The organism is Kosakonia beeri (assembly GCF_054165705.1).
Map to the genome: position 1 here is coordinate 24889 of NZ_CM135106.1, position 18212 is coordinate 43100.

The 18212-nt window shown below is 53.2% G+C and carries 17 protein-coding genes and 1 pseudogene; 9 read left to right on the top strand and 9 right to left on the bottom strand.

Annotated features, from left to right (window positions below; translation table 11 throughout):
- Positions 1 to 94 precede the first annotated feature (94 nt).
- Positions 95 to 184, bottom strand: coding sequence for a type I toxin-antitoxin system toxin TisB (tisB, locus tag ACUY4S_RS00120; protein WP_312691747.1), 90 nt, complete (start codon positions 182 to 184; stop codon positions 95 to 97).
- A 514-nt stretch (positions 185 to 698) separates the two neighbouring features.
- Here tisB and ivbL point away from each other — a divergent pair.
- From ivbL to ilvN, 3 genes are all read left to right on the top strand, one after another.
- Positions 699 to 797 carry an ilvB operon leader peptide IvbL gene (gene ivbL / locus ACUY4S_RS00125; protein WP_139227959.1) on the top strand — a complete coding sequence of 33 codons (99 nt, stop codon included), beginning with the start codon at positions 699 to 701 and terminating at the stop codon, positions 795 to 797.
- A 102-nt stretch (positions 798 to 899) separates the two neighbouring features.
- Positions 900 to 2588 (top strand): acetolactate synthase large subunit, encoded by a 1689-nt coding sequence (gene ilvB, locus ACUY4S_RS00130; protein WP_312691746.1) that lies wholly within the window; start codon positions 900 to 902, stop codon positions 2586 to 2588.
- Between the two features lie 3 nt (positions 2589 to 2591).
- Complete coding sequence (ilvN, locus tag ACUY4S_RS00135; protein ID WP_312691745.1) at positions 2592 to 2876, top strand: acetolactate synthase small subunit; 285 nt, start codon at positions 2592 to 2594, stop codon at positions 2874 to 2876.
- A 156-nt stretch (positions 2877 to 3032) separates the two neighbouring features.
- Here ilvN and ACUY4S_RS00140 read toward each other — a convergent pair whose 3' ends face one another.
- Positions 3033 to 5066 carry a DUF4034 domain-containing protein gene (locus ACUY4S_RS00140; RefSeq protein ID WP_458023064.1) on the bottom strand — a complete coding sequence of 678 codons (2034 nt, stop codon included), beginning with the start codon at positions 5064 to 5066 and terminating at the stop codon, positions 3033 to 3035.
- A gap of 117 nt (positions 5067 to 5183) precedes the next feature.
- A complete protein-coding gene (locus tag ACUY4S_RS00145; protein ID WP_458023065.1) occupies positions 5184 to 6095 on the bottom strand; it encodes a LysR family transcriptional regulator in 912 nt (303 codons plus the stop codon).
- A 104-nt stretch (positions 6096 to 6199) separates the two neighbouring features.
- On the opposite strand from ACUY4S_RS00145, the gene ACUY4S_RS00150 reads away from it, so the two are divergent.
- The 3 genes from ACUY4S_RS00150 (at position 6200) to nepI (ending at position 8567) form a co-directional block, all read left to right on the top strand.
- A complete protein-coding gene (locus ACUY4S_RS00150; RefSeq protein WP_458023066.1) occupies positions 6200 to 6652 on the top strand; it encodes a DUF1198 domain-containing protein in 453 nt (150 codons plus the stop codon).
- Positions 6653 to 6749: 97 nt separating this feature from the next.
- Complete coding sequence (locus ACUY4S_RS00155; protein ID WP_458023067.1) at positions 6750 to 7283, top strand: SRPBCC family protein; 534 nt, start codon at positions 6750 to 6752, stop codon at positions 7281 to 7283.
- Positions 7284 to 7382: 99 nt separating this feature from the next.
- A complete protein-coding gene (nepI, locus tag ACUY4S_RS00160) occupies positions 7383 to 8567 on the top strand; it encodes a purine ribonucleoside efflux pump NepI (RefSeq protein ID WP_312691740.1) in 1185 nt (394 codons plus the stop codon).
- 31 nt (positions 8568 to 8598) lie between these two features.
- Here nepI and ACUY4S_RS00165 read toward each other — a convergent pair whose 3' ends face one another.
- The 6 genes from ACUY4S_RS00165 to ACUY4S_RS00190 all read right to left on the bottom strand — a co-directional run bounded on the left by ACUY4S_RS00165 (position 8599) and on the right by ACUY4S_RS00190 (position 14501).
- Positions 8599 to 9501 (bottom strand): EamA family transporter, encoded by a 903-nt coding sequence (locus tag ACUY4S_RS00165; RefSeq protein WP_312691739.1) that lies wholly within the window; start codon positions 9499 to 9501, stop codon positions 8599 to 8601.
- 107 nt (positions 9502 to 9608) lie between these two features.
- Positions 9609 to 10988, bottom strand: coding sequence for a carbohydrate porin (locus tag ACUY4S_RS00170; RefSeq protein ID WP_458023068.1), 1380 nt, complete (start codon positions 10986 to 10988; stop codon positions 9609 to 9611).
- A gap of 148 nt (positions 10989 to 11136) precedes the next feature.
- The gene (locus tag ACUY4S_RS00175; protein WP_312691737.1) at positions 11137 to 11439 is read right to left on the bottom strand and encodes a PTS lactose/cellobiose transporter subunit IIA; all 303 of its coding nucleotides are present in this window, start codon (positions 11437 to 11439) and stop codon (positions 11137 to 11139) included.
- Between the two features lie 5 nt (positions 11440 to 11444).
- Positions 11445 to 12833, bottom strand: a complete 1389-nt coding sequence (gene gmuD, locus ACUY4S_RS00180) for a 6-phospho-beta-glucosidase GmuD (protein WP_458023069.1) — start codon at positions 12831 to 12833, stop codon at positions 11445 to 11447.
- A gap of 12 nt (positions 12834 to 12845) precedes the next feature.
- Positions 12846 to 14174: a PTS sugar transporter subunit IIC gene (locus ACUY4S_RS00185; RefSeq protein WP_312691735.1), complete on the bottom strand. Its 1329-nt coding sequence runs from the start codon at positions 14172 to 14174 to the stop codon at positions 12846 to 12848.
- Between the two features lie 12 nt (positions 14175 to 14186).
- The gene (locus ACUY4S_RS00190; RefSeq protein ID WP_312691734.1) at positions 14187 to 14501 is read right to left on the bottom strand and encodes a PTS sugar transporter subunit IIB; all 315 of its coding nucleotides are present in this window, start codon (positions 14499 to 14501) and stop codon (positions 14187 to 14189) included.
- A gap of 293 nt (positions 14502 to 14794) precedes the next feature.
- Between ACUY4S_RS00190 and ACUY4S_RS00195 the strand changes: the two genes are divergently transcribed.
- The 3 genes and pseudogenes from ACUY4S_RS00195 to ACUY4S_RS00205 form a co-directional block, all read left to right on the top strand.
- Positions 14795 to 15751 (top strand): LacI family DNA-binding transcriptional regulator, encoded by a 957-nt coding sequence (locus ACUY4S_RS00195; protein WP_312691733.1) that lies wholly within the window; start codon positions 14795 to 14797, stop codon positions 15749 to 15751.
- Between the two features lie 248 nt (positions 15752 to 15999).
- Positions 16000 to 17661: a ShlB/FhaC/HecB family hemolysin secretion/activation protein gene (locus ACUY4S_RS00200; RefSeq protein WP_312691732.1), complete on the top strand. Its 1662-nt coding sequence runs from the start codon at positions 16000 to 16002 to the stop codon at positions 17659 to 17661.
- Positions 17662 to 17673: 12 nt separating this feature from the next.
- Positions 17674 to 17925 (top strand): annotated as a pseudogene (locus ACUY4S_RS00205) (two-partner secretion domain-containing protein); the annotation flags it as partial.
- Between the last annotated feature and the right edge of the window lie 287 nt (positions 17926 to 18212).

The window sequence follows — 18212 nt, forward strand, 5'->3', positions numbered from 1 at the left end:
CCAAAATGTAACACGCAGGCGATTAATGATGCCAGAAGGAGAGTGTTAAAGAGGGGCGGTTTCCCGCCCCTCTTTGGTGCGGCTTGAACCTGAATTACCGCAGGTATTTCAGGACTGCATCAAGCAGTTGCAGCAAAGCAACAATGAGTTTCAGGATGAGAATAACCATATCCATTCCGCCCATACGCGTCTCCTCTGGTTTAAGGAGCACCGACTGATGTACCTTTCCGCTGCCTGTTATCAGTCTGTTGTTGACGTAACGCAGTGTGCTCTTCAGGGGTTAAGGCGCTGACGGCACCACCCGTTTCAGCCAGGACTATGTTTGCGCCGTTGAACAAAGCGGCCCCTGCACCTTCGTTAACAGAGTTATTATATATAAATACTGTTTATGCATACAGTATTTTTTGGACAAATTTTAGCAAGTGGTCCATAGTTAATGCGGGACAAACTGTGCTGAAATTGCGCCGCGTGTAGATTTGGCGTATAGTTTTGCCGTTGACCTAACGCAGTGTGCTTTGCGGCAACCAACCGCAAAAAGCTGTTAAAAACCTCGCTCCGGCGGGGTTTTTTGTTTTCAGAGCTTGTGCAAATTAACGTGATCCTTCCCCCATTTTTCTGCCGGTGCGTAAAAAGCAGTTGTCGGCGGCAAAAACCTGTGTTTGTATAAATCTCGTTAACCTTTTACAAACAGGTCCCTAATGAACGCTTCCACGATGTCGATGAACCTACTAAAAACCGCGCATAACGCCGCGGTGGTCGTCGTGCGTGTGGTGGTGGTCGTCGGCAATGCGCCGTAGGGTCCGGAACAACACACGATTCCAAAACCCCGCCGGCGCAAACCGGGCGGGGTTTTTCGTTTTAGCCTCCCTGGAAAGTCGGCCCAGAAGAAGGACTGGAGCATGGCAAGTTCGGGCACAACATCACAACCTACGCGCTACACCGGCGCGCAACTGATTGTTCATTTACTGGAACGTCAGGGGATCACCACCGTTACCGGGATCCCCGGCGGTACGGTGCTCCCGTTATACGACGCATTAAGCCAGAGTAAGCAAATCCGTCATATCCTTGCTCGCCACGAACAGGGTGCCGGGTTTATCGCCCAGGGGATGGCGCGTACGCAGGGCAAACCCGCGGTCTGTATGGCCTGCAGCGGACCGGGTGCGACAAATCTGGTGACGGCTATTGCCGATGCACGGCTCGATTCCATTCCGCTGATCTGCATTACCGGCCAGGTGCCGGCTTCAATGATCGGCACCGATGCATTCCAGGAAGTCGACACTTACGGCATCTCTATCCCCATCACTAAGCACAACTACCTGGTCCGTGACATTGCCGAATTGCCGCAGGTGATCAGCGATGCGTTCCGTATTGCGCAATCCGGTCGCCCTGGCCCGGTGTGGATAGATATTCCTAAAGATGTGCAGACCGCGGAAATCACCCTCAGCGAGCTGCCGGAACCCGGAGGCAAAGCGCCTGCACCTGCATATAACGCGCAAAACGTGCGCGATGCTGCCGCCATGATCAATGCAGCGCAACGCCCGGTGCTCTACCTGGGCGGCGGGGTGATCAATGCGCCGAAGCAGGTACGTCTGCTGGCGGAAAAAGCCAATCTGCCCACCACCATGACGCTGATGGCACTCGGCATGTTGCCAAAACATCACCCGTTATCGCTGGGGATGCTGGGCATGCATGGCGCACGTAGCACTAACCATATCTTGCATGAGGCAGACTTACTGGTCGTATTGGGGGCTCGTTTTGATGACCGGGCGATTGGCAAAACCGAGCAATTCTGCCCGAACGCCAAAATCATTCATGTCGATATAGATCGCGCCGAGCTGGGCAAAATTAAGCAGGCGCATGTGGCGATCCAGGGCGATGTGGCGGAAGTGCTCGATGCGCTGATCCCGCACGTTGAAGCGCATTCGCGTCATAGCTGGCGTAACCTGGTCACACAGTTACAGCAGGAATTTCCGGGGGCGATCCCGCAGGCGGGCGATCCACTGACGCACTACGGTCTGATCAATGCGGTTGCCGCCTGCGTTGATGACGAGGCGATTATTACTACCGATGTGGGTCAGCATCAGATGTGGACGGCGCAGGCTTATCCGCTGAACCGTCCGCGCCAGTGGCTGACTTCGGGCGGTCTGGGAACCATGGGCTTTGGTTTGCCAACAGCAATTGGCGCGGCGCTGGCGAACCCGGCGCGTAAGGTGATTTGTTTCTCTGGCGACGGCAGCCTGATGATGAACATTCAGGAGATGGCCACCGCCGCGGAAAACAATCTGGATGTCAAAATCATTCTGATGAATAACGAAGCGCTGGGCCTGGTGCATCAGCAACAAAGCCTGTTCTATAAACAAGGGGTATTTGCGGCTACCTACCCGGGAATGATTAATTTCACCCAGATTGCTGCCGGGTTTGGCCTGCACACTTGTGATTTGAACGAGGTTGCCGACCCGCAAGCCGCCTTGCAGGAGATCATTAACCGTCCGGGGCCGGCGCTGATCCATGTGCGTATCGACCCGCAGGAAAAAGTCTACCCGATGGTGCCGCCAGGCGCGGCAAACACAGAAATGGTGGGGGAATAAACCATGCAAGCAACTGATAACGTCATTCTCGAACTCACCGTGCGTAACCACCCGGGTGTGATGACACACGTATGTGGGTTGTTTGCCCGCCGGGCATTCAACGTTGAAGGGATCCTCTGTTTACCGCTCCAAAACGGCGAGCAGAGCCGCATCTGGCTTCAGGTCGCCAACGATCAGCGTCTGGAACAGATGATCAGTCAAATAGATAAGCTGGAAGATGTGGTGCAAATTATCCGCCACCAGACCGATCCCGGCGTGTTTAATAAGCTTGGATTGTTCTTCGAATAAACCCGCCACGGCGCGCCGCTTAAGAGGTAAGCGGCGCGCTGAGGATCACTTTTTGCGCGGCAGCGGCGCGTGAAGATAGTGTTTCATCTCTTTATCCGTGCGAAAGGCACAAATTAAAGCAAAAATGACGACACCCCATAAGGTCACAGACATTGATTAGTCCTCCTTCATTCCCAGACTTTCTAACAGGTTAAGTTGCCAGGCCGGCGCTTTTTTCTTCGCCATTTTGGCAAACAGCCACAACACCAAGAATCCACGGTATTTTCTGCTATGGCAGATGGCCATTTTTTGGTAATGCATCTCCCCTGGTGCAAGCTGCGTCGCATAACTTAACCAGTAAACCATCAGATAACAGTTTCTGCGCAAGCCGCCTCGCCGGTTATACAAACCAAACGCGTACAGATAGGCGATATAGGCCAGTTTCTCGCTATCAACCCTTGCGCCCAGTAAGACCTGTGGGCAGATCTCTTCTACCGCCAGCTTCTGGTGCGCAAGTTCCAGCGACCAGAAGAGCGCACAGGCATAATCATACTGCGCCAGCGCGTGGCCTTTTGCGGTGGCTTCTGCCAGTAACGTCAGCCGTTCTTCCAGAGCCTCCCGGCCGGACTGCATCTCCAGAATGCGGCTTTTACGAAACAGGGCTTCTGGCGAATGCGTACGACAGGCTCGTTCAAGCGCCACAGCGGATTTCTCTTGCGAAGGCGTGAGCTGTAAATTCTCTGCCGCGACCGGATCCATTCCGGCGTAGATCTCGCTCAATAAAAGCAGTGCTGGTGCAAAGTCACGCTCGCCTAACTGCGTTAAAAAAGCCTGTGCCTGCGCTTTCTGTTGAAAGAAGCATAGCCTGTTTAACGTGGTATTCAGCAGTTCAATCGGCAGCCTGTCCTCCGTTTGCAACAGTCGTGCGATCCAAGGTTCAACCGGGCCAGGTAACTGAATATCCTGCAGCGGAAAGAGACGCAAATAGACACTGAACAGCATTTCCATGGCGCTTTCACAGCGCGCGCCAGTGAGGTCAAAGTAGCGTTTGAGCAACGCCTTATCATCACTGAGTTGGTATTCTTTGTGGCACAGCACCGTTAACAACCAGAACAGCAAAGCCCCTTCCTGCTCGACAAGTAAACGCCATGCGTTACTGTGCAAAATAAAATGAATGCTGTCGTAAATGTGTCGGGCGAAACGTGGGCTTTCCGCATAAAAATTATTATCGTCGTCGAGCAGGAAATGGGTACAGATATTCAAATACGTGTAATGCAGCGAGGCTTTATCCTCTTCCGACACGTCCAGCGTTAATAATTGCTGGCAGAGCTCATCGAATTTTCGCACTTTGCCGATCTTACTTTTCTCCGGCCAGTGTTGAGGGTTCGCCAGTTTATCCAGCAGTTTCACGCTATAAAGCTTATTACGCCGGGTTTCCGGTAAGGGAGCGCAGTAATCACTGGCGAGGAAGGCGTCCAGCGAGGCGTGTTCCTCATCTCCGTACCAGCGCGGGTAAAGGTAATGAATGAACTGTTCGCGTATCGGCATATTATCCGCGTCGCATTCCAGTGCCCGGTTCAGCCAATAGATAAGGGGATTACGTGTTTCCACCTCGTTGGCGACAGGAAGGCCGGTAAACACCGGGGCTTCGGACAGGGGTAATCCACCGAGCGAGCGGGCAAATGTGATGGCTTCCGGCGTATAGGCGGCAAGATCAAAATGGACAGGCTCGTGTGCCTGGTGGAACCACTCAGGCTCCTGAAAATGCCCGGTTGCGACCAGTAAATGGTAATACATGGTCGGCGTCGTACTGTTCAGCGACAGGGCTTTGGCCGCCCAGTAAAACATCAGATCGCTACTGATTTTGGCCCGGATCCACTGGTTAGCGGTGACATGATCTGCAGCGTGCGTTCCACGCGCTTTCGCCGCTATCTCCAGCCAGCGTTGCGCGAGCATTTCGCAAGGGTAGCTGGACTGCGGCTGGCTTTGATGCCAGGCCGTTAACGACAGGGCTATTGTCTCGTCGCTGAATAATAAAGGCGTGAACAGAAAGGTGTACTGGCTTATCAGCGGATAGAGGGGATCATCCTTGTTGGATTGCCAGTTTTTTTCTGCGACGCTAAAAAATTGCGTCAGTTTCTCGTACTCCCCGGCTTGCAACCAGTCACGTAGCTGCTGTCGGGCAGTCCATATTTCATCCAGTGAAATCATGTCGCCTCAGGAAAATTATTTCAGGTTTGTAGCGCAAAATTTTCCCGCAACTCTTCGATTCGGGCAAACCCTACTATTAAGTGATTTACCGCTACTCCTCATCTTTTAAGAATTTTCTTAAGCAAGCTCACTCATGCTGCTTTCCAGCAGTAAATTTCGTAGCCACAGGTGGGCTGGGTCGCGGTGGGTACGTGCATGCCAGGTCATGGTTTTGGTAAATCCCGGCACGGGCAGCGGCGTGTCCAGTGTACACATGCCGGGTGCCAGCCTGGCGAGGCGCTGCGGTACTACGGCAATCATATCGCTCACCGCCAGCAGCTCCGGCAGGATCAGGAAATTGCTCACCGACACGCCCACACGCCGCGTTCTGCTCTGTGCTGCCAGCGCGCCATCTACAACGCCGCGAAAGCGGTCGCCATCCCACGAAACCAGCGCATGCTCCAGTGCACAGAAGCGATCCAGCGATAACTGCCCTGGCGCGGCGTCGGGATGATTGGCGCGCATCATGCAGACAAAATGTTCATCAAACAGCACCCGGCTGTGCAGCTCCGGCGGTGTGCTGTAAGGCGTCATCAACGCGGTATCCACTTCGCCACGTTCAAGCTGACTTACCAACCGTTGAGGCTCTACCGTTTCCACTCGCACGCGAATACCTGGCGCAAGCTGTTTCAGGCGGGCAATAAACGGCACGATCACCACTTTGAGCGCGTAATCCGTGGCGGCCAGCGTCCAGGTGAGCGTGGCGGTTTGTGGCACAAAGGCGGCAGGTTGAAGTAACACCTCGATATCCGCAAGGATGCGTTTCACCGGTTCCGCCAGCCCCTGTGCACGTACGGTTGGCACCATACCGTGCGGCGCACGAATAAACAGCGGGTCGGCAAAGTAATCACGCAGGCGCGTCAGCATGCCGCTCACCGCCGGTTGGGTTAACGAAAGACGCGCTGCGGCACGCGTCACATTACGCTCATCCAGCAGCGCATCGAGGGCTTTTAACAGGTTGAGATCGAGGTTTCTGATATCGTGATTCATGATAATGACCCGGGCTGGTGATAATAAAGATTATCGCATTTACGGCTGTCCGTGGTGCGTGTTTTACCCGTATGATGAGCCTCTTTTCTGCCCCTGGAGCGGTTATGATTTGGTTGATGTTGGCAACGCTGGTAGTTGTTTTTGTAATTGGTTTCAGGGTATTAACCTCCGACTCCCGCCGTGCAATACGCCGTCTCACCGACAGACTCACGCTCCAGCCCGTGCCGGTTGAATCAATGATCGACCAGATGGGTAAAACCGCTAGTGCGGAATATCTGGCTTACCTGGCGCGCCCGGACGAGGCGCATTTGCAAAATGCGGCGCAAGTGCTGCTGATTTGGCAGGTGTGCATTGTCGACGGTAGTGAGCAAAACCTGCAGTACTGGCACCGGCTGATGCAAAAAGCGCGGCTTGCTGCGCCCGTCACGGATGCGCAGGTACGCCTGGCACTCGGTTTTTTACGCGAGCTGGAGCCGGACAACGCCGAATTGAACAATTTTCAGATGCGCTATAACGCGTTGTTTATGCCTGAAGAAGGAGTGCACTGGCTGCACTGATATCACGCCCCGTAATAGCCCTTATAAACTATCGCGATTAGATTTATAACACGGTGCTACGCATAGTGACCCTCGTTAATCACTGACGAGGTACACCATGGATCAATCCCTGACCCAAAGCGCCATTGTCTGGCCGCAAGACTACCTGCCCGGCACAACGGATAACTTTGCCTCCAACGAAATGATTGTCCCGGGGCTTACTGCGCAGGAGATCTGGGCGCAACTGAACGACACCACACTGTGGCCGACTTATTACAGTAACGCGCAGGATATTCGTTTCCATGACGGCAGCGGCCCGCTGTTAAGCGCCAATGCCCGGTTCCGCTTTACCACGTTCGGTTTTCAGGTCGAGGCGCAGGTGAGTGAATACGTACCGCCCATGGAAGGCCAGGCCGCGCGAATAGCGTGGTACGGTTGGGTTGAAGGCGACGTCAGCTTGCGACTGGATGTGATCCATGCGTGGTTGTTCGAAGACTTGCCCGGCGGTCGCGTGCGTATTCTGACGCAGGAGTCGCAAACTGGCGTCCCGGCTCAACAACTGGCCAGTACAATACCGAACCCGATGATTAACGCCCATCAGGCGTGGATCACTGGCCTGGTAACAGCGGCACATAAAGCCCGCAACACGTAACGTCCCGCCGCCGGAAGAGTTGCCAAATTGTTAATTGCGTCACAGATTTTGAATGTTACACTGCGCGACTTTCACGAATAAAAACGACGCGGGTGATTAATGATTGAGCAATCTGTGACGCCATCTTCAACGGATGCGGTAACCCGCCCCAACTGGTCCGCCGTTTTTGCCGTGGCATTCTGCGTGGCGTGCCTGATTACGGTCGAGTTTCTGCCGGTCAGTCTGCTAACGCCAATGGCGCTCGACCTGGGTGTGTCTGAAGGCGTTGCCGGGCAAACGGTTACCGTTACGGCCTTTGTCGCGATGTTCGCCAGCCTGTTTATCACGAATATAATTCGTGCGACGGACCGGCGTTATGTGGTAATTGCATTTGCCGTGCTGTTGACCCTCTCCTGTCTGCTGGTTTCTTTCGCCAGTAGCTTCACTTTGCTGTTGCTCGGACGCGCATGCCTGGGGCTGGCCTTGGGTGGTTTCTGGGCAATGTCGGCCTCGCTAACCATGCGCCTGGTGCCGACGCGCACCATTCCCAAAGCGCTGTCGGTGATTTTTGGCGCGGTGTCTGTCGCCCTGGTGATCGCCGCGCCTTTAGGCAGTTTTCTTGGCGGGATCATTGGCTGGCGTAATGTGTTTAACGCCGCAGCGGTGATGGGCTTCGCCTGTATCGCCTGGGTTTGGGTGGCGCTGCCCACGCTACCGGGGAAAACCGAGCACCATCAGAACATGTTTGGCTTGCTGAAACGCCCTGGAGTGATAGCCGGGATGCTGGCTATTTTTATGGTCTTCGCCGGGCAGTTCTCGTTTTTTACCTATATTCGCCCGGTGTATATGACGCTGGCCGGGTTTGATGTTGACGGCTTAACGCTGGTGTTGCTGAGCTTTGGTATTGCCAGCTTTGTGGGAACATCGTTCTCGTCTGTGGTCATGAAACGCTCGGTGAAAATGGCGCTGGCGCTGGCGCCGCTGACGTTAGCGGTCAGCGCGGTGGTATTAATTTTCTGGGGTTCAGACAAAGTGGTCGCCGCCGGGATTGCGATTGTCTGGGGGCTGGGCTTTGCGCTGGTGCCGGTGGGGTGGTCGACCTGGATCACCCGCTCGCTAGCCGATCAGGCGGAAAAGGCCGGTTCTATTCAGGTCGCGGTGATCCAGCTGGCGAACACCTGTGGTGCAGCCATTGGCGGTTTCGCGCTGGATCACTACGGTTTATTGTCGCCGCTGGTGCTTTCCGGCAGCCTGATGTTGCTGACGGCGCTGCTGGTAGCGGCAAAAGTGAAAGTCAAAGCATAGCCCGCCTGACAAACCGTCATCCGTGCCGCGTTCAGGCGGCGCGAATTTTACGGCGCGAGTCGAGAGAGATCAGCACCACTGACGACACAATCAGCAGGGTTCCCATCCAGTCCGGCAGTGAAAAGGCCACACCCAGAAGCGCAACGGAAAGCAGGGCGCTGCTTAACGGTTCGGCGCAACTGAGAATACTCGCCTTCGAGCCGCCAATCAGTTGAGCGCCTTTCAAATATAGGCTGAAGGTGAGCGCCGTACCGATGACAATCAGGTAGAAAAAGGCCATTAACAGGCTGCCATCAACGACAAAGTCTGTCCCTTTCCCGGCGAAGAACGGCGTCAGCATCAGTCCCGCCAGCAACATGCTCCAGCCAACGATCGGCAGTGTGCCATAGCGGGCAATCAACGCTGACGGGTAAGTGGTATAAAACGCGGCGGAAAATGCCGATACAATCCCCCACAGCAGCGCTTCGGGCGAAATGGATAACGACGTCAGATTGCCATGCGTGACCAGCAGAAATGTGCCCACCAGCGACGTAAGGATGGCCGCGCCCACCGGCAATGTTGGCCGGGCTTTACGCACCAGCGCAAACCACGCCACGATAATGGTTGGCGATAAAAATTGCAGTACCGTCGCGGTGGCGGCGTTGGATTTCTCAATCGTCAGTAAAAAAGTGAGCTGCACAATCAGTGCGCCAAATAGCGAAAAAAACAGCAAACTGAAGGTGTCTTTACGGCTTTTAAGGATGGCGAAAATCTTGTCGCCATTCACAAAGGAGAGCGTCAATAAAATCACGCCGGTGAACAACAGTCGCGTCATGGTTAACCACGGCGAGGAGATATGGCTCTTCTCCATAATGTACTGCGCGCAAACCCCGGAACTCCCCCATAAAACGGCCGCGGCCAGTACGCAAAGCATCCCTTTTTTCGTGGAACCCATTTTCTAATCCAACTCTGTCATGCTGATAACGTATGAATAGGCCGAGCATAACACATGTGCAGAGTTTGACCGGAGGCGGTTGAGGGTGACCGCCCCCGGTTTTTACATCAGAACCAGGCTTCCCACATCGCACCGACGTTAAAGGAGTCGAGCGTGGTGTCATTGGTACCGTTGACACGGGCGGTACGTTTGTTATCCACTTCGCCGCCCGTGACGTAGAAGCGCAGCATCGGGCGGAACTCTGGCCCCATCGCAATGGAGATGTTTTGCGAGAGGGTCACTTTCCAGCCGTGGTTGTCGCCGCCATCGTCATAATCTACGCGCTGATAGCCCGCTTCCAGCCAGGTGGAATGCACATCGTTCCACCAGTGCATTGGGCGAACAATCACACCATAGTTGCGGCGGTTGTCCGACTTAATGTTGCTGTTGTCGTAATCATGGAATGCCAGCAAGTAATCCACCTGCGTTTGCTGCGAGAATTTGTAGCTCCCTTCGAAGCTGGCATAAATCGCAGTGAGATCGTCGGTTTTGTTAAAGACGCTGTTATCTGAATTATCGGAGTAACGGGCGATCACTTTGTTAACGCCGTGGTCATTGGTATGGCTCAGCACCACGCCGCCCTGCCAGGCTTTCAGGCGATCTTCACTCTCAATCGCTTTCGAATCAAAGCCGTAGTTGGCGTAAATCTCCAGATCGAGCGGCCCGACTTTCATACCGTGCACTTTCGAGGTAATGGCGTAATTGCCTTTATCACCCACGTTAGAGCTGCCGGTACAGGTAATGCGCGACGGGTTGGCTTCATCCTCCAGCACTTCAGGGCTACAGGACTCAATCGCGCCCACGGCGGCGACGTCAAACTGCACGCCGCTAATGTCGAAGTTTTTCACTCCGGCGCCCTGGCCATCGTGGTTCATCCAGAAGTAGTCGTTGATCCCCTGTTGTGGACGCTGGTGGAAATCGCGCCCGGCCCAGAAGTACGCATTCGGATTCGAGGCCAGCAGATTGGTGACGCCGGCATACGCTTTTTTCAGGTTAACTTCATCGCCCCAGTGGTCGAACATGACGTTAACGTCCCAAATGGCGCCGTTGTCGCCTTTAAACGCTTTTGAAAGCTGGAATTCACCGCCATTGCCTTCGTTACCGAGACGGCCAATAGCCGACGCACCATTATAGGAGCCGTCAACGCCGACATATTTTTGATCGCCGCTCTGGAAGTGCGCGCCGTAACGGGCGTAGCCGCTGAATTTCACACCGTAGGGTATTGCCATGTCTGGCGTTTGTGCCGTGCTTTGCGGTTCGACAACGACATCCGCTTTCTTATTGATGGCGGCATCCATTTTCGCCTGACGTTCCGCCAGTGCTTTATCCACCGCTTTGGCGACGATGGCGTCGATTTGCTCTTGAGTAAATTCTTGTGCGAAGACGGATCCAGAGCAAAGAGAGGCCGCAACCGCCAGCGCCACTGGAAGTTTTTGATTTATTCTCATGGTTATCTCAATTTAGTAAGTTGTTCTCAGACAATAACCTTCCCTTCCCGAACGAGCAGGGAATATTGCCATCATCAAAACCAGACTCTTTATTTTATAAACATGGGTACAGAGTTATTAAGATTTACCGTAATCAATTCTCCATTTATTAACGTTGATACAGCTGGATAATTTCCTCCGATAATTCACGCGCCAGCAACGAGGTCATTAAATGATCCTGGGCATGCACCATAATTAATGTCATCGGCTGGCGGGCTTCACCGGCATCCTGTTCAATTAATTTGGTTTGCATCTGATGCGCCTGACGTGAGTAACCATCGGCTTCTCGCAACAGACTGCGGGCCTCTTCCATGTTCCCTTCCCTTGCCGCGCGCAGTGCTTCAAAACATAAGCTGCGTGACTGCCCGGCATTGACGATAATTTCCATTACCGCTTCTTCAAGTGCGACCATAAAATTTATTCCTGATTAAAACCATTTTGAGCGGCGGTAGCTGCGAACCACTCTCCGCTTTTCTTAATGGTACGTTGCTGGGTTTCCAAATCTAATTGCACAAAGCCGTAACGATTTTTATAAGCGTTACACCATGACCAGTTATCAATAAATGTCCACATGTGGTAACCGAGACAATGACAACCTTCGCTTATACCTTTATGCAACCATTGGAGATGTTCACGAACAAAGTTAATACGATAACTATCGTTAATTTGCCCGTTTTCCATAAAGCGTTGTTCATTCTCGACCCCCATGCCGTTTTCAGAAATAAAACAGCGTGGGTTACCGTAATTGTCGCGCAGGTTGATAAGAATATCGTAAATGCCGGGCTCATAAATTTCCCAACCGCGATAAGGATTCATTTTGCGGCCTGGCATATCGTAATAATCAAACAACCACTCTGGCATAAACGGCGCTGCGGGATTAACCGCACTGTCCCGGCACTTTACCCGCCGTGGCTGGTAATAGTTAATGCCGAGCAGATCGATTTTCCCTTCTGCAATCAGCGCAATATCATCCGGCTGGCAGGCGGGCAGCTGATCGTACTCTTTCAGCAACGCCACCAGGTCAGCGGGATACTCGCCACGCAGTACCGGGTCGAGAAAACTGCGGTTAAACAGCAAATCTGCATAATGCGCCGCCTGCCGATCCGCCGGATGCTGCGAACGCGGATAGGACGGCGTCAGGTTCAGGACAATGCCAATCTCTCCGGAATAGTGCCCGGCGCGAAACGCCCGCACCGCGCTGGCATGCGCCAGAACCGTGTGGTATGCCACCGTCGCCGCCCGTTTGAAATCCACCACATTCGGGTAGTGAAAATCGTATAAATAACCGCCTTCAACAGGCACGATAGGTTCGTTAAAAGTAAACCAGTGCTGAACACGGTCGCCGAACAGCTCAAAACAGATCTGCGCGAAGCGGCTAAAGGCCTGCACTACTTCCCGGCTTTCCCACCCGCCTTTCTCCTGCATCACCATCGGCATATCGAAGTGAAACAGCGTAATGAATGGCGTAATACCCTGCGCCAGCAGTTCATCAATCACGTCGTTATAAAACGCCACTGCCTGCGGGTTCACCTCGCCGGTTCCGTCCGGGATCAGCCGCGCCCAGCTCAACGAGGTGCGAAAACTGTTGTGATTAAGCTGCTTCAACAGGGCGATGTCCTGCCGCCAGTGGCGGTAAAACATTGATGTTTCCTGCGGCCCAATCTGCTGGTGAAAGCGCCAGGGTTCACGGGCATGCCAGGCATCCCATGTGGTGGCGCTTTTACCGCCCTGCTGGCTTTCCCCTTCGGTTTGCAGCGCCGAACAGGCGCTACCCCACCAGAAGTTTTCGGGAAAAACGTATTTCATTACCTACTCCTTTTAATTACTGCGGACGGTTTCCGTCATCGGCGCGTTGTTCTGCGCTTTTTGCTCTTCCGTTTTCATCAGCGAGCGCTCATAGGCGCGCAGGAACGGCAGATACATCAGGGCGGACATCACCATACAAACCAGACACATCACCACCGGACTTAACGCCCAGTTTGCCGCCCAGGATGCACCAATCGGCGCGGGCGTTGTCCACGGCGTCAGCGACACGACTTGCGCCAGCAGGCCCATTTTGGTTGCGGTATAGGCCAGTACGGCGTTAACCAGCGGCACGCAAACAAAGGGAACAAACAGCATGGGGTTCATGATGATCGGCGCACCGAACAGGATCGGTTCGTTGATGTTGAAAAAGCTGGGCACCACGCCCATTTTGCCAATGGTCCGCAGATGGGTAACGCGGCTACGCAGCAGCAGGAAAGCCAGTGGCAACGTCGAACCCACACCGCCGATCAGCAGGTAGTGATCCCAGAACCCTTGCAGATAAACATGCGGCAACGCTGCGCCAGCTGCCAGTGCTGCCTGGTTGGCGGAGAGGTTCGCCATCCAGAACGGGTTCATAATGCCAGTAACAATCAGCGAGCCATGAATACCGGCAAACCAGAAGATTTGGCACAGCAGCACCGAGAGCAGAATAGCGGGCAATGAATCCGAAGCCGAAACCAGCGGCTCCAGCAGGTGCATAATCGCCTGCGGCAGGATCATCCCGGTTTGCGCTTCAATGAACAGGTTCAGCGGGTGAAGCGTGCCAATGATCACCAGCACCGGGATCAGGATTTCAAATGAACGAGCAACACCCGTCGGCACCTCTTTCGGCAAGCGGATGGTAATGTTGTGTTGTTTGAGCCACGCATAGACGCGTGCGGAATAGATGGCAGTCAGCAGCGCGGTAAATATGCCCTGGCCGGAAAGGTACTGCGTAGAAATTTTGCCGTCGGCATACGGGGCGGCAACCAGTAAAAAGGCCATAAACGCCAGCAGGCCGGTCATTACCGGGTCGAGATTAAATTGACGACCCAGGCTGGCGCCAATGCCCACCGAAATAAAGAACGTCATAACCCCCATACTGAGGTTAAACGGCAACATCAGCTGCTCGCGGTATTCAGTCGAAAAATCGAGCCAGGCGCGGGCAAAACCCACGGTGGTGTCAGCGGAGAACGGCGGGAAGATAAACACCAGCATAAACGAGCCGATGATCATAAATGGCAGAGCGGCGGTAAACCCGTCGCGGATGGCGATGACATACTTTTGCTGCCCAAGACGACCGGCCAGCGGCGTAATGGTTTGCTCAATAACCGTAATCATTGATTGATATAAGGAACTCATAAGAACACCTTGTTAATGTGCCGCTGCAATCAGCGACAGAGCATAGTCCAGCACCTTTTCGCCACGTTGCATGCCGTAATCCATCGGGTCGATGGGTTGTACCGGAATGCCCTGAGCGGCGGCCTTTTCTGACAGCGTTTTTAACATGTATTTTACTTGTGGTCCGAGAAGTACGACCTGATAACGCGGAAACTGCGTGTCAAACTCCGCTACGCCATACGCATTAATCTCTACCGATAAATCGCGTTCCTTCGCGGCTTCTAGCATCTTGCTGACCAGTAAACTGGTGGACATCCCGGCTGAGCAACACAACATAATCCTGTACATCGTTAATCATCCTCGAAATGTAAATAGTTATTGCGGGGATGATTGGACATCATACGGAAACCGGTTTCCATTTGTTCGGTATAGAAGTGTGATTGCTGTCAATATCTGATCACTAAGAGGTCTGTTTATTGGATTTGCATCACGGATTTTGGCGGTTAAATGAGAGCAAAAAGGTAAAAATGGAAAATCGGTTTCCATAAAAAAGCGAAACCGTTATACTGCCGACGGTTATAGATTAACCGTTGCTGTAATGGGAATATGCAGATGCGAAGGGCGTCTGTTTGGGGAGAAAGATGTCTACAATCAACGATGTATCACGTTTAGCTGGGGTGTCCAAAGCCACAGTCTCACGGGTGTTGAGTGGTTCGCGCGGCGTTAAGGAAGCCAGTCGCCTCGCGGTACTGAAAGCGGTTGAAGAGCTGAATTACCGGCCCAACGTTATCGCGCAGTCATTGCTCAGCCAGTCGACAGGCTGCATCGGTGTTATTTGCGCCCAGGACAATATCAACCAGACCACCGGCTACCTTTATGCGTTGGAAAAGCATTTAAGCCAGAATCAGAAACACCTGCTGTTGCGTTTCGCCAATACCAAACCCGAGGTAATGAGCGCGCTGGAGGAACTGACGTGTGGCCTGTGTGATGATGTGCTGATTATCGGCGCGCGTTTTCCGCTCAATATTGAAGATGAGAATGTCATTCTGGTGGACTGCGTCGAATCCAGCGGAACCTCGCCAAACAGCATTCAGTTAGATCACGCTTTCGCAGCCGAAACAGCCTGTAATTATCTGATCAGCCAGAGCCGCCGGCAAATTGCTGTTATTCATCCCAACAGTGCCGCTGCCGACCAGGTTTTGCTGGGGTATAAGCTAGCGCTGGAAAACAATTTTCTGCCGTTTAACCGCAACCTGGTGTTTATGGATGGTACCACTTCCTCGGTAGCGCTTCAGGTTTTGCTTAATAACGCGACTACGCTTAATTTCAATGCGTTACTGGTAGCCGACGAACAGGAAGCGCAGCGGGTTATCCCACAGTTGCAGGCGTTTAATAAATCGGTACCTGGCGACATTATGGTCTTCAGTCTTGCCGGTTCGCTGCATTTGCCGGGCATACCCACTATTCCGGCCATTGAATATTCCATGGATGCAATGGCAGCGAAGATCGTGGCCTGGCTGAATGAAAAAACCCAAAACGTACTGGGGGCGTATCGCGTTCGCGGCGATTTAATTATTCCTGACATCCGTAAACGCTAAACGTCTGTAATCGTATCGTTAAAGCCTCCTTCCGGAGGCTTTTTTATTGCTGCATTAACTCTATTTCGCCGATATCAATGATTACTGCCTGAATATATCTTTATCTAATCCTAAATTTTTGTCTGGATATCATATTTACGTCGAAGAATATTGCTTTGTAATTTATTCCATAGGATTATACTCAAAACTAATAATTAAATGATACTTAACCGAAATTTGCATTTCCTGGTTAAGCATTTTTCTCATGGATGGTTATCGTGCGTTATCTGGCCTTATTGTTATTATTTGTAGCGACAGCGCATGCTGCGCCTTTATCTCCTGCCGACAGAGATGCCGTGCTTCAACAACAGGAGCAGTTGCTGCGCCAGAACCAGTTGCAGCGTGAGGAGTTGGATCGCAGCACACCGTTGCCGCGCGCCAGCCAGAGCGCGCCCGACACCCCCGCGCAAGGCCCCTGCTTTACCATCCGGACTATTACCCTTTCTGGCGTAACCCTTATTAGCGCGAAGGCGCAGCAGAAACTTATCGGCCCCTGGCAGAACCGCTGCCTGGACATGGCGAAAATAACCGAACTGACCACCGCCATTTCCGACTGGTATATCAGCCGGGGTTATATTACCAGCCGCGCTTTTCTCACCGAGCAGGATCTGTCGCAAGGGGAACTGCGCATTGTGGTGCTGGAAGGGAAATTAAGCCAGATTCGCCTGGAAGGTGACTCGCCGCGCATGCTGAAAATGGTTTTTCCGGGTCTGGAAGGGAAAGTATTAAACCTGCGGGATATTGAGCAGGGCATGGAGCAAATTAACCGTTTGCGCGCCAACCCGGTACAAATTGAAATAGTACCTGCGGAACAGGCGGGTTATTCCATTGTAAATTTAACAGCTACGCCGGAATTTCCGTTAAGTGCTACGATTTCGCTGGATAATAGCGGGCAGAAAAGTACCGGGGAAAACCAGTTAAATGGTGTGCTCAGCGCCAATAATCCGCTGGGCCTTGCCGATAAATGGTTTGTTAGCGGCGGGCGCAGCAGTGATTTTGCCACGGGTTATGATGCGCAGAGTTTCCAGGCAGGCGCCAGCATTCCCTGGGGTTACAGCCTGCTGGATTACAGCTATGCCTGGAGCAATTACCGCACCACCATTATCAATATGGGGTTCCCGTGGATCTCAACCGGGGACACCAAAACCCATCGCCTGAATTTTTCCCACGTGGTGTTTCGCAACGGCGACGTGAAAACCGCGCTGATGGCGGGCATGACGCAGCGCTCAAGCCGCAACTGGCTTAACGATGCGCCGCTGGTCAGCAGCACGCGTAACCTTTCCAGTCTGCAGCTTGGCATCAGCCATACGCAGAAAATGTTCGGCGGCGTAGCGACCTTCAACCCGACTTACAGCCACGGCACGCCCTGGTTCAATGCTGAAACGGACGAAGACAAAATCGGCGATGTGCCACGCGCAGAATTCCGTAAATGGAGCCTGAGCGCCAGTTTCCAGCGCCCGGTCAGCAACAATATGATGTGGCTGACCAGCCTGTATGGGCAGTGGTCGCCAGATCGTCTCTATGGTAGCGAACGTCTGACCATCGGCGGAGAAAGCTCTGTACGCGGTTTCAAAGAGCAATATCTCTCTGGCGACAACGGCGGCTACTGGCGTAACGAACTCAACTACAACCTGTTCACCCTGCCTGTTTTCGGGCAAATCAGCGCCACGGCGGCGCTGGATGGCGGCTGGCTGGAAAAAGACCGCCTCGATCATTACGCCTCCGGCACGTTATGGGGCGCTGCGGCAGGGCTTAACAGCGCCGGACGCTGGTTTGCTACCCAGCTTTCTGTGGGAACGCCGCTCGACTATCCCGACTGGCTGGGGCCGGATCATCTTAGTCTTAACTGGCGCGTGGCTGTCTCTTTTTAAAGGAATAAGAAGATGAATACTGATAAACCGGTTCGTTTCTCTCAACGTGCGCTCAGCTGGTTTATCATCGGCCTGCTGGTCTGGCAGCCGGTGGCCCCGGCCTTTGCCGCCGCCATCACCCCGAACGGGCAGACCACCCTGGACCAGGCCGCCAACGGCGTGCCGGTGGTCAATATCGCCACCCCCAACGGCGCGGGGATTTCCCATAATCAGTTCAATGAGTACAACGTCGGCAAAGAGGGGCTGATGCTCAACAACGCCACCCATATTTGAGCTTACAGAAATATTTCGCTTGAAGTGGAAAATTATTATCTAACCAGCTATGACAGAATTCTCTTCTAAGAAATTACTGCGCTTGCCAATAAGCAGGAAAGCCGGAACTATATAAAACAGGGATACCAATACAACTCACCAGTTCGAAAATTTGCAATATTCCACACCATATTAATGCTAAACCCAAATCGAAACTGATTAGTTATAAATTAATTGGCAATGATGTTAAAACTCAGATTGGCAAGATATACCGTTATATTCTTCAGGCTGTTGATATT

What these genes read in the sequence shown, in the direction of transcription:
- tisB (WP_312691747.1), bottom strand. Translation starts at nt 184, where the DNA reads ATGGGCGGAATGGATATGGTTATTCTCATCCTGAAACTCATTGTTGCT.
- ivbL (WP_139227959.1), top strand. Translation starts at nt 699, where the DNA reads ATGAACGCTTCCACGATGTCGATGAACCTACTAAAAACCGCGCATAAC.
- ilvB (WP_312691746.1), top strand. Translation starts at nt 900, where the DNA reads ATGGCAAGTTCGGGCACAACATCACAACCTACGCGCTACACCGGCGCG.
- ilvN (WP_312691745.1), top strand. Translation starts at nt 2,592, where the DNA reads ATGCAAGCAACTGATAACGTCATTCTCGAACTCACCGTGCGTAACCAC.
- ACUY4S_RS00140 (WP_458023064.1), bottom strand. Translation starts at nt 5,066, where the DNA reads ATGATTTCACTGGATGAAATATGGACTGCCCGACAGCAGCTACGTGAC.
- ACUY4S_RS00145 (WP_458023065.1), bottom strand. Translation starts at nt 6,095, where the DNA reads ATGAATCACGATATCAGAAACCTCGATCTCAACCTGTTAAAAGCCCTC.
- ACUY4S_RS00150 (WP_458023066.1), top strand. Translation starts at nt 6,200, where the DNA reads ATGATTTGGTTGATGTTGGCAACGCTGGTAGTTGTTTTTGTAATTGGT.
- ACUY4S_RS00155 (WP_458023067.1), top strand. Translation starts at nt 6,750, where the DNA reads ATGGATCAATCCCTGACCCAAAGCGCCATTGTCTGGCCGCAAGACTAC.
- nepI (WP_312691740.1), top strand. Translation starts at nt 7,383, where the DNA reads ATGATTGAGCAATCTGTGACGCCATCTTCAACGGATGCGGTAACCCGC.
- ACUY4S_RS00165 (WP_312691739.1), bottom strand. Translation starts at nt 9,501, where the DNA reads ATGGGTTCCACGAAAAAAGGGATGCTTTGCGTACTGGCCGCGGCCGTT.
- ACUY4S_RS00170 (WP_458023068.1), bottom strand. Translation starts at nt 10,988, where the DNA reads ATGAGAATAAATCAAAAACTTCCAGTGGCGCTGGCGGTTGCGGCCTCT.
- ACUY4S_RS00175 (WP_312691737.1), bottom strand. Translation starts at nt 11,439, where the DNA reads ATGGTCGCACTTGAAGAAGCGGTAATGGAAATTATCGTCAATGCCGGG.
- gmuD (WP_458023069.1), bottom strand. Translation starts at nt 12,833, where the DNA reads ATGAAATACGTTTTTCCCGAAAACTTCTGGTGGGGTAGCGCCTGTTCG.
- ACUY4S_RS00185 (WP_312691735.1), bottom strand. Translation starts at nt 14,174, where the DNA reads ATGAGTTCCTTATATCAATCAATGATTACGGTTATTGAGCAAACCATT.
- ACUY4S_RS00190 (WP_312691734.1), bottom strand. Translation starts at nt 14,501, where the DNA reads ATGTACAGGATTATGTTGTGTTGCTCAGCCGGGATGTCCACCAGTTTA.
- ACUY4S_RS00195 (WP_312691733.1), top strand. Translation starts at nt 14,795, where the DNA reads ATGTCTACAATCAACGATGTATCACGTTTAGCTGGGGTGTCCAAAGCC.
- ACUY4S_RS00200 (WP_312691732.1), top strand. Translation starts at nt 16,000, where the DNA reads ATGGTTATCGTGCGTTATCTGGCCTTATTGTTATTATTTGTAGCGACA.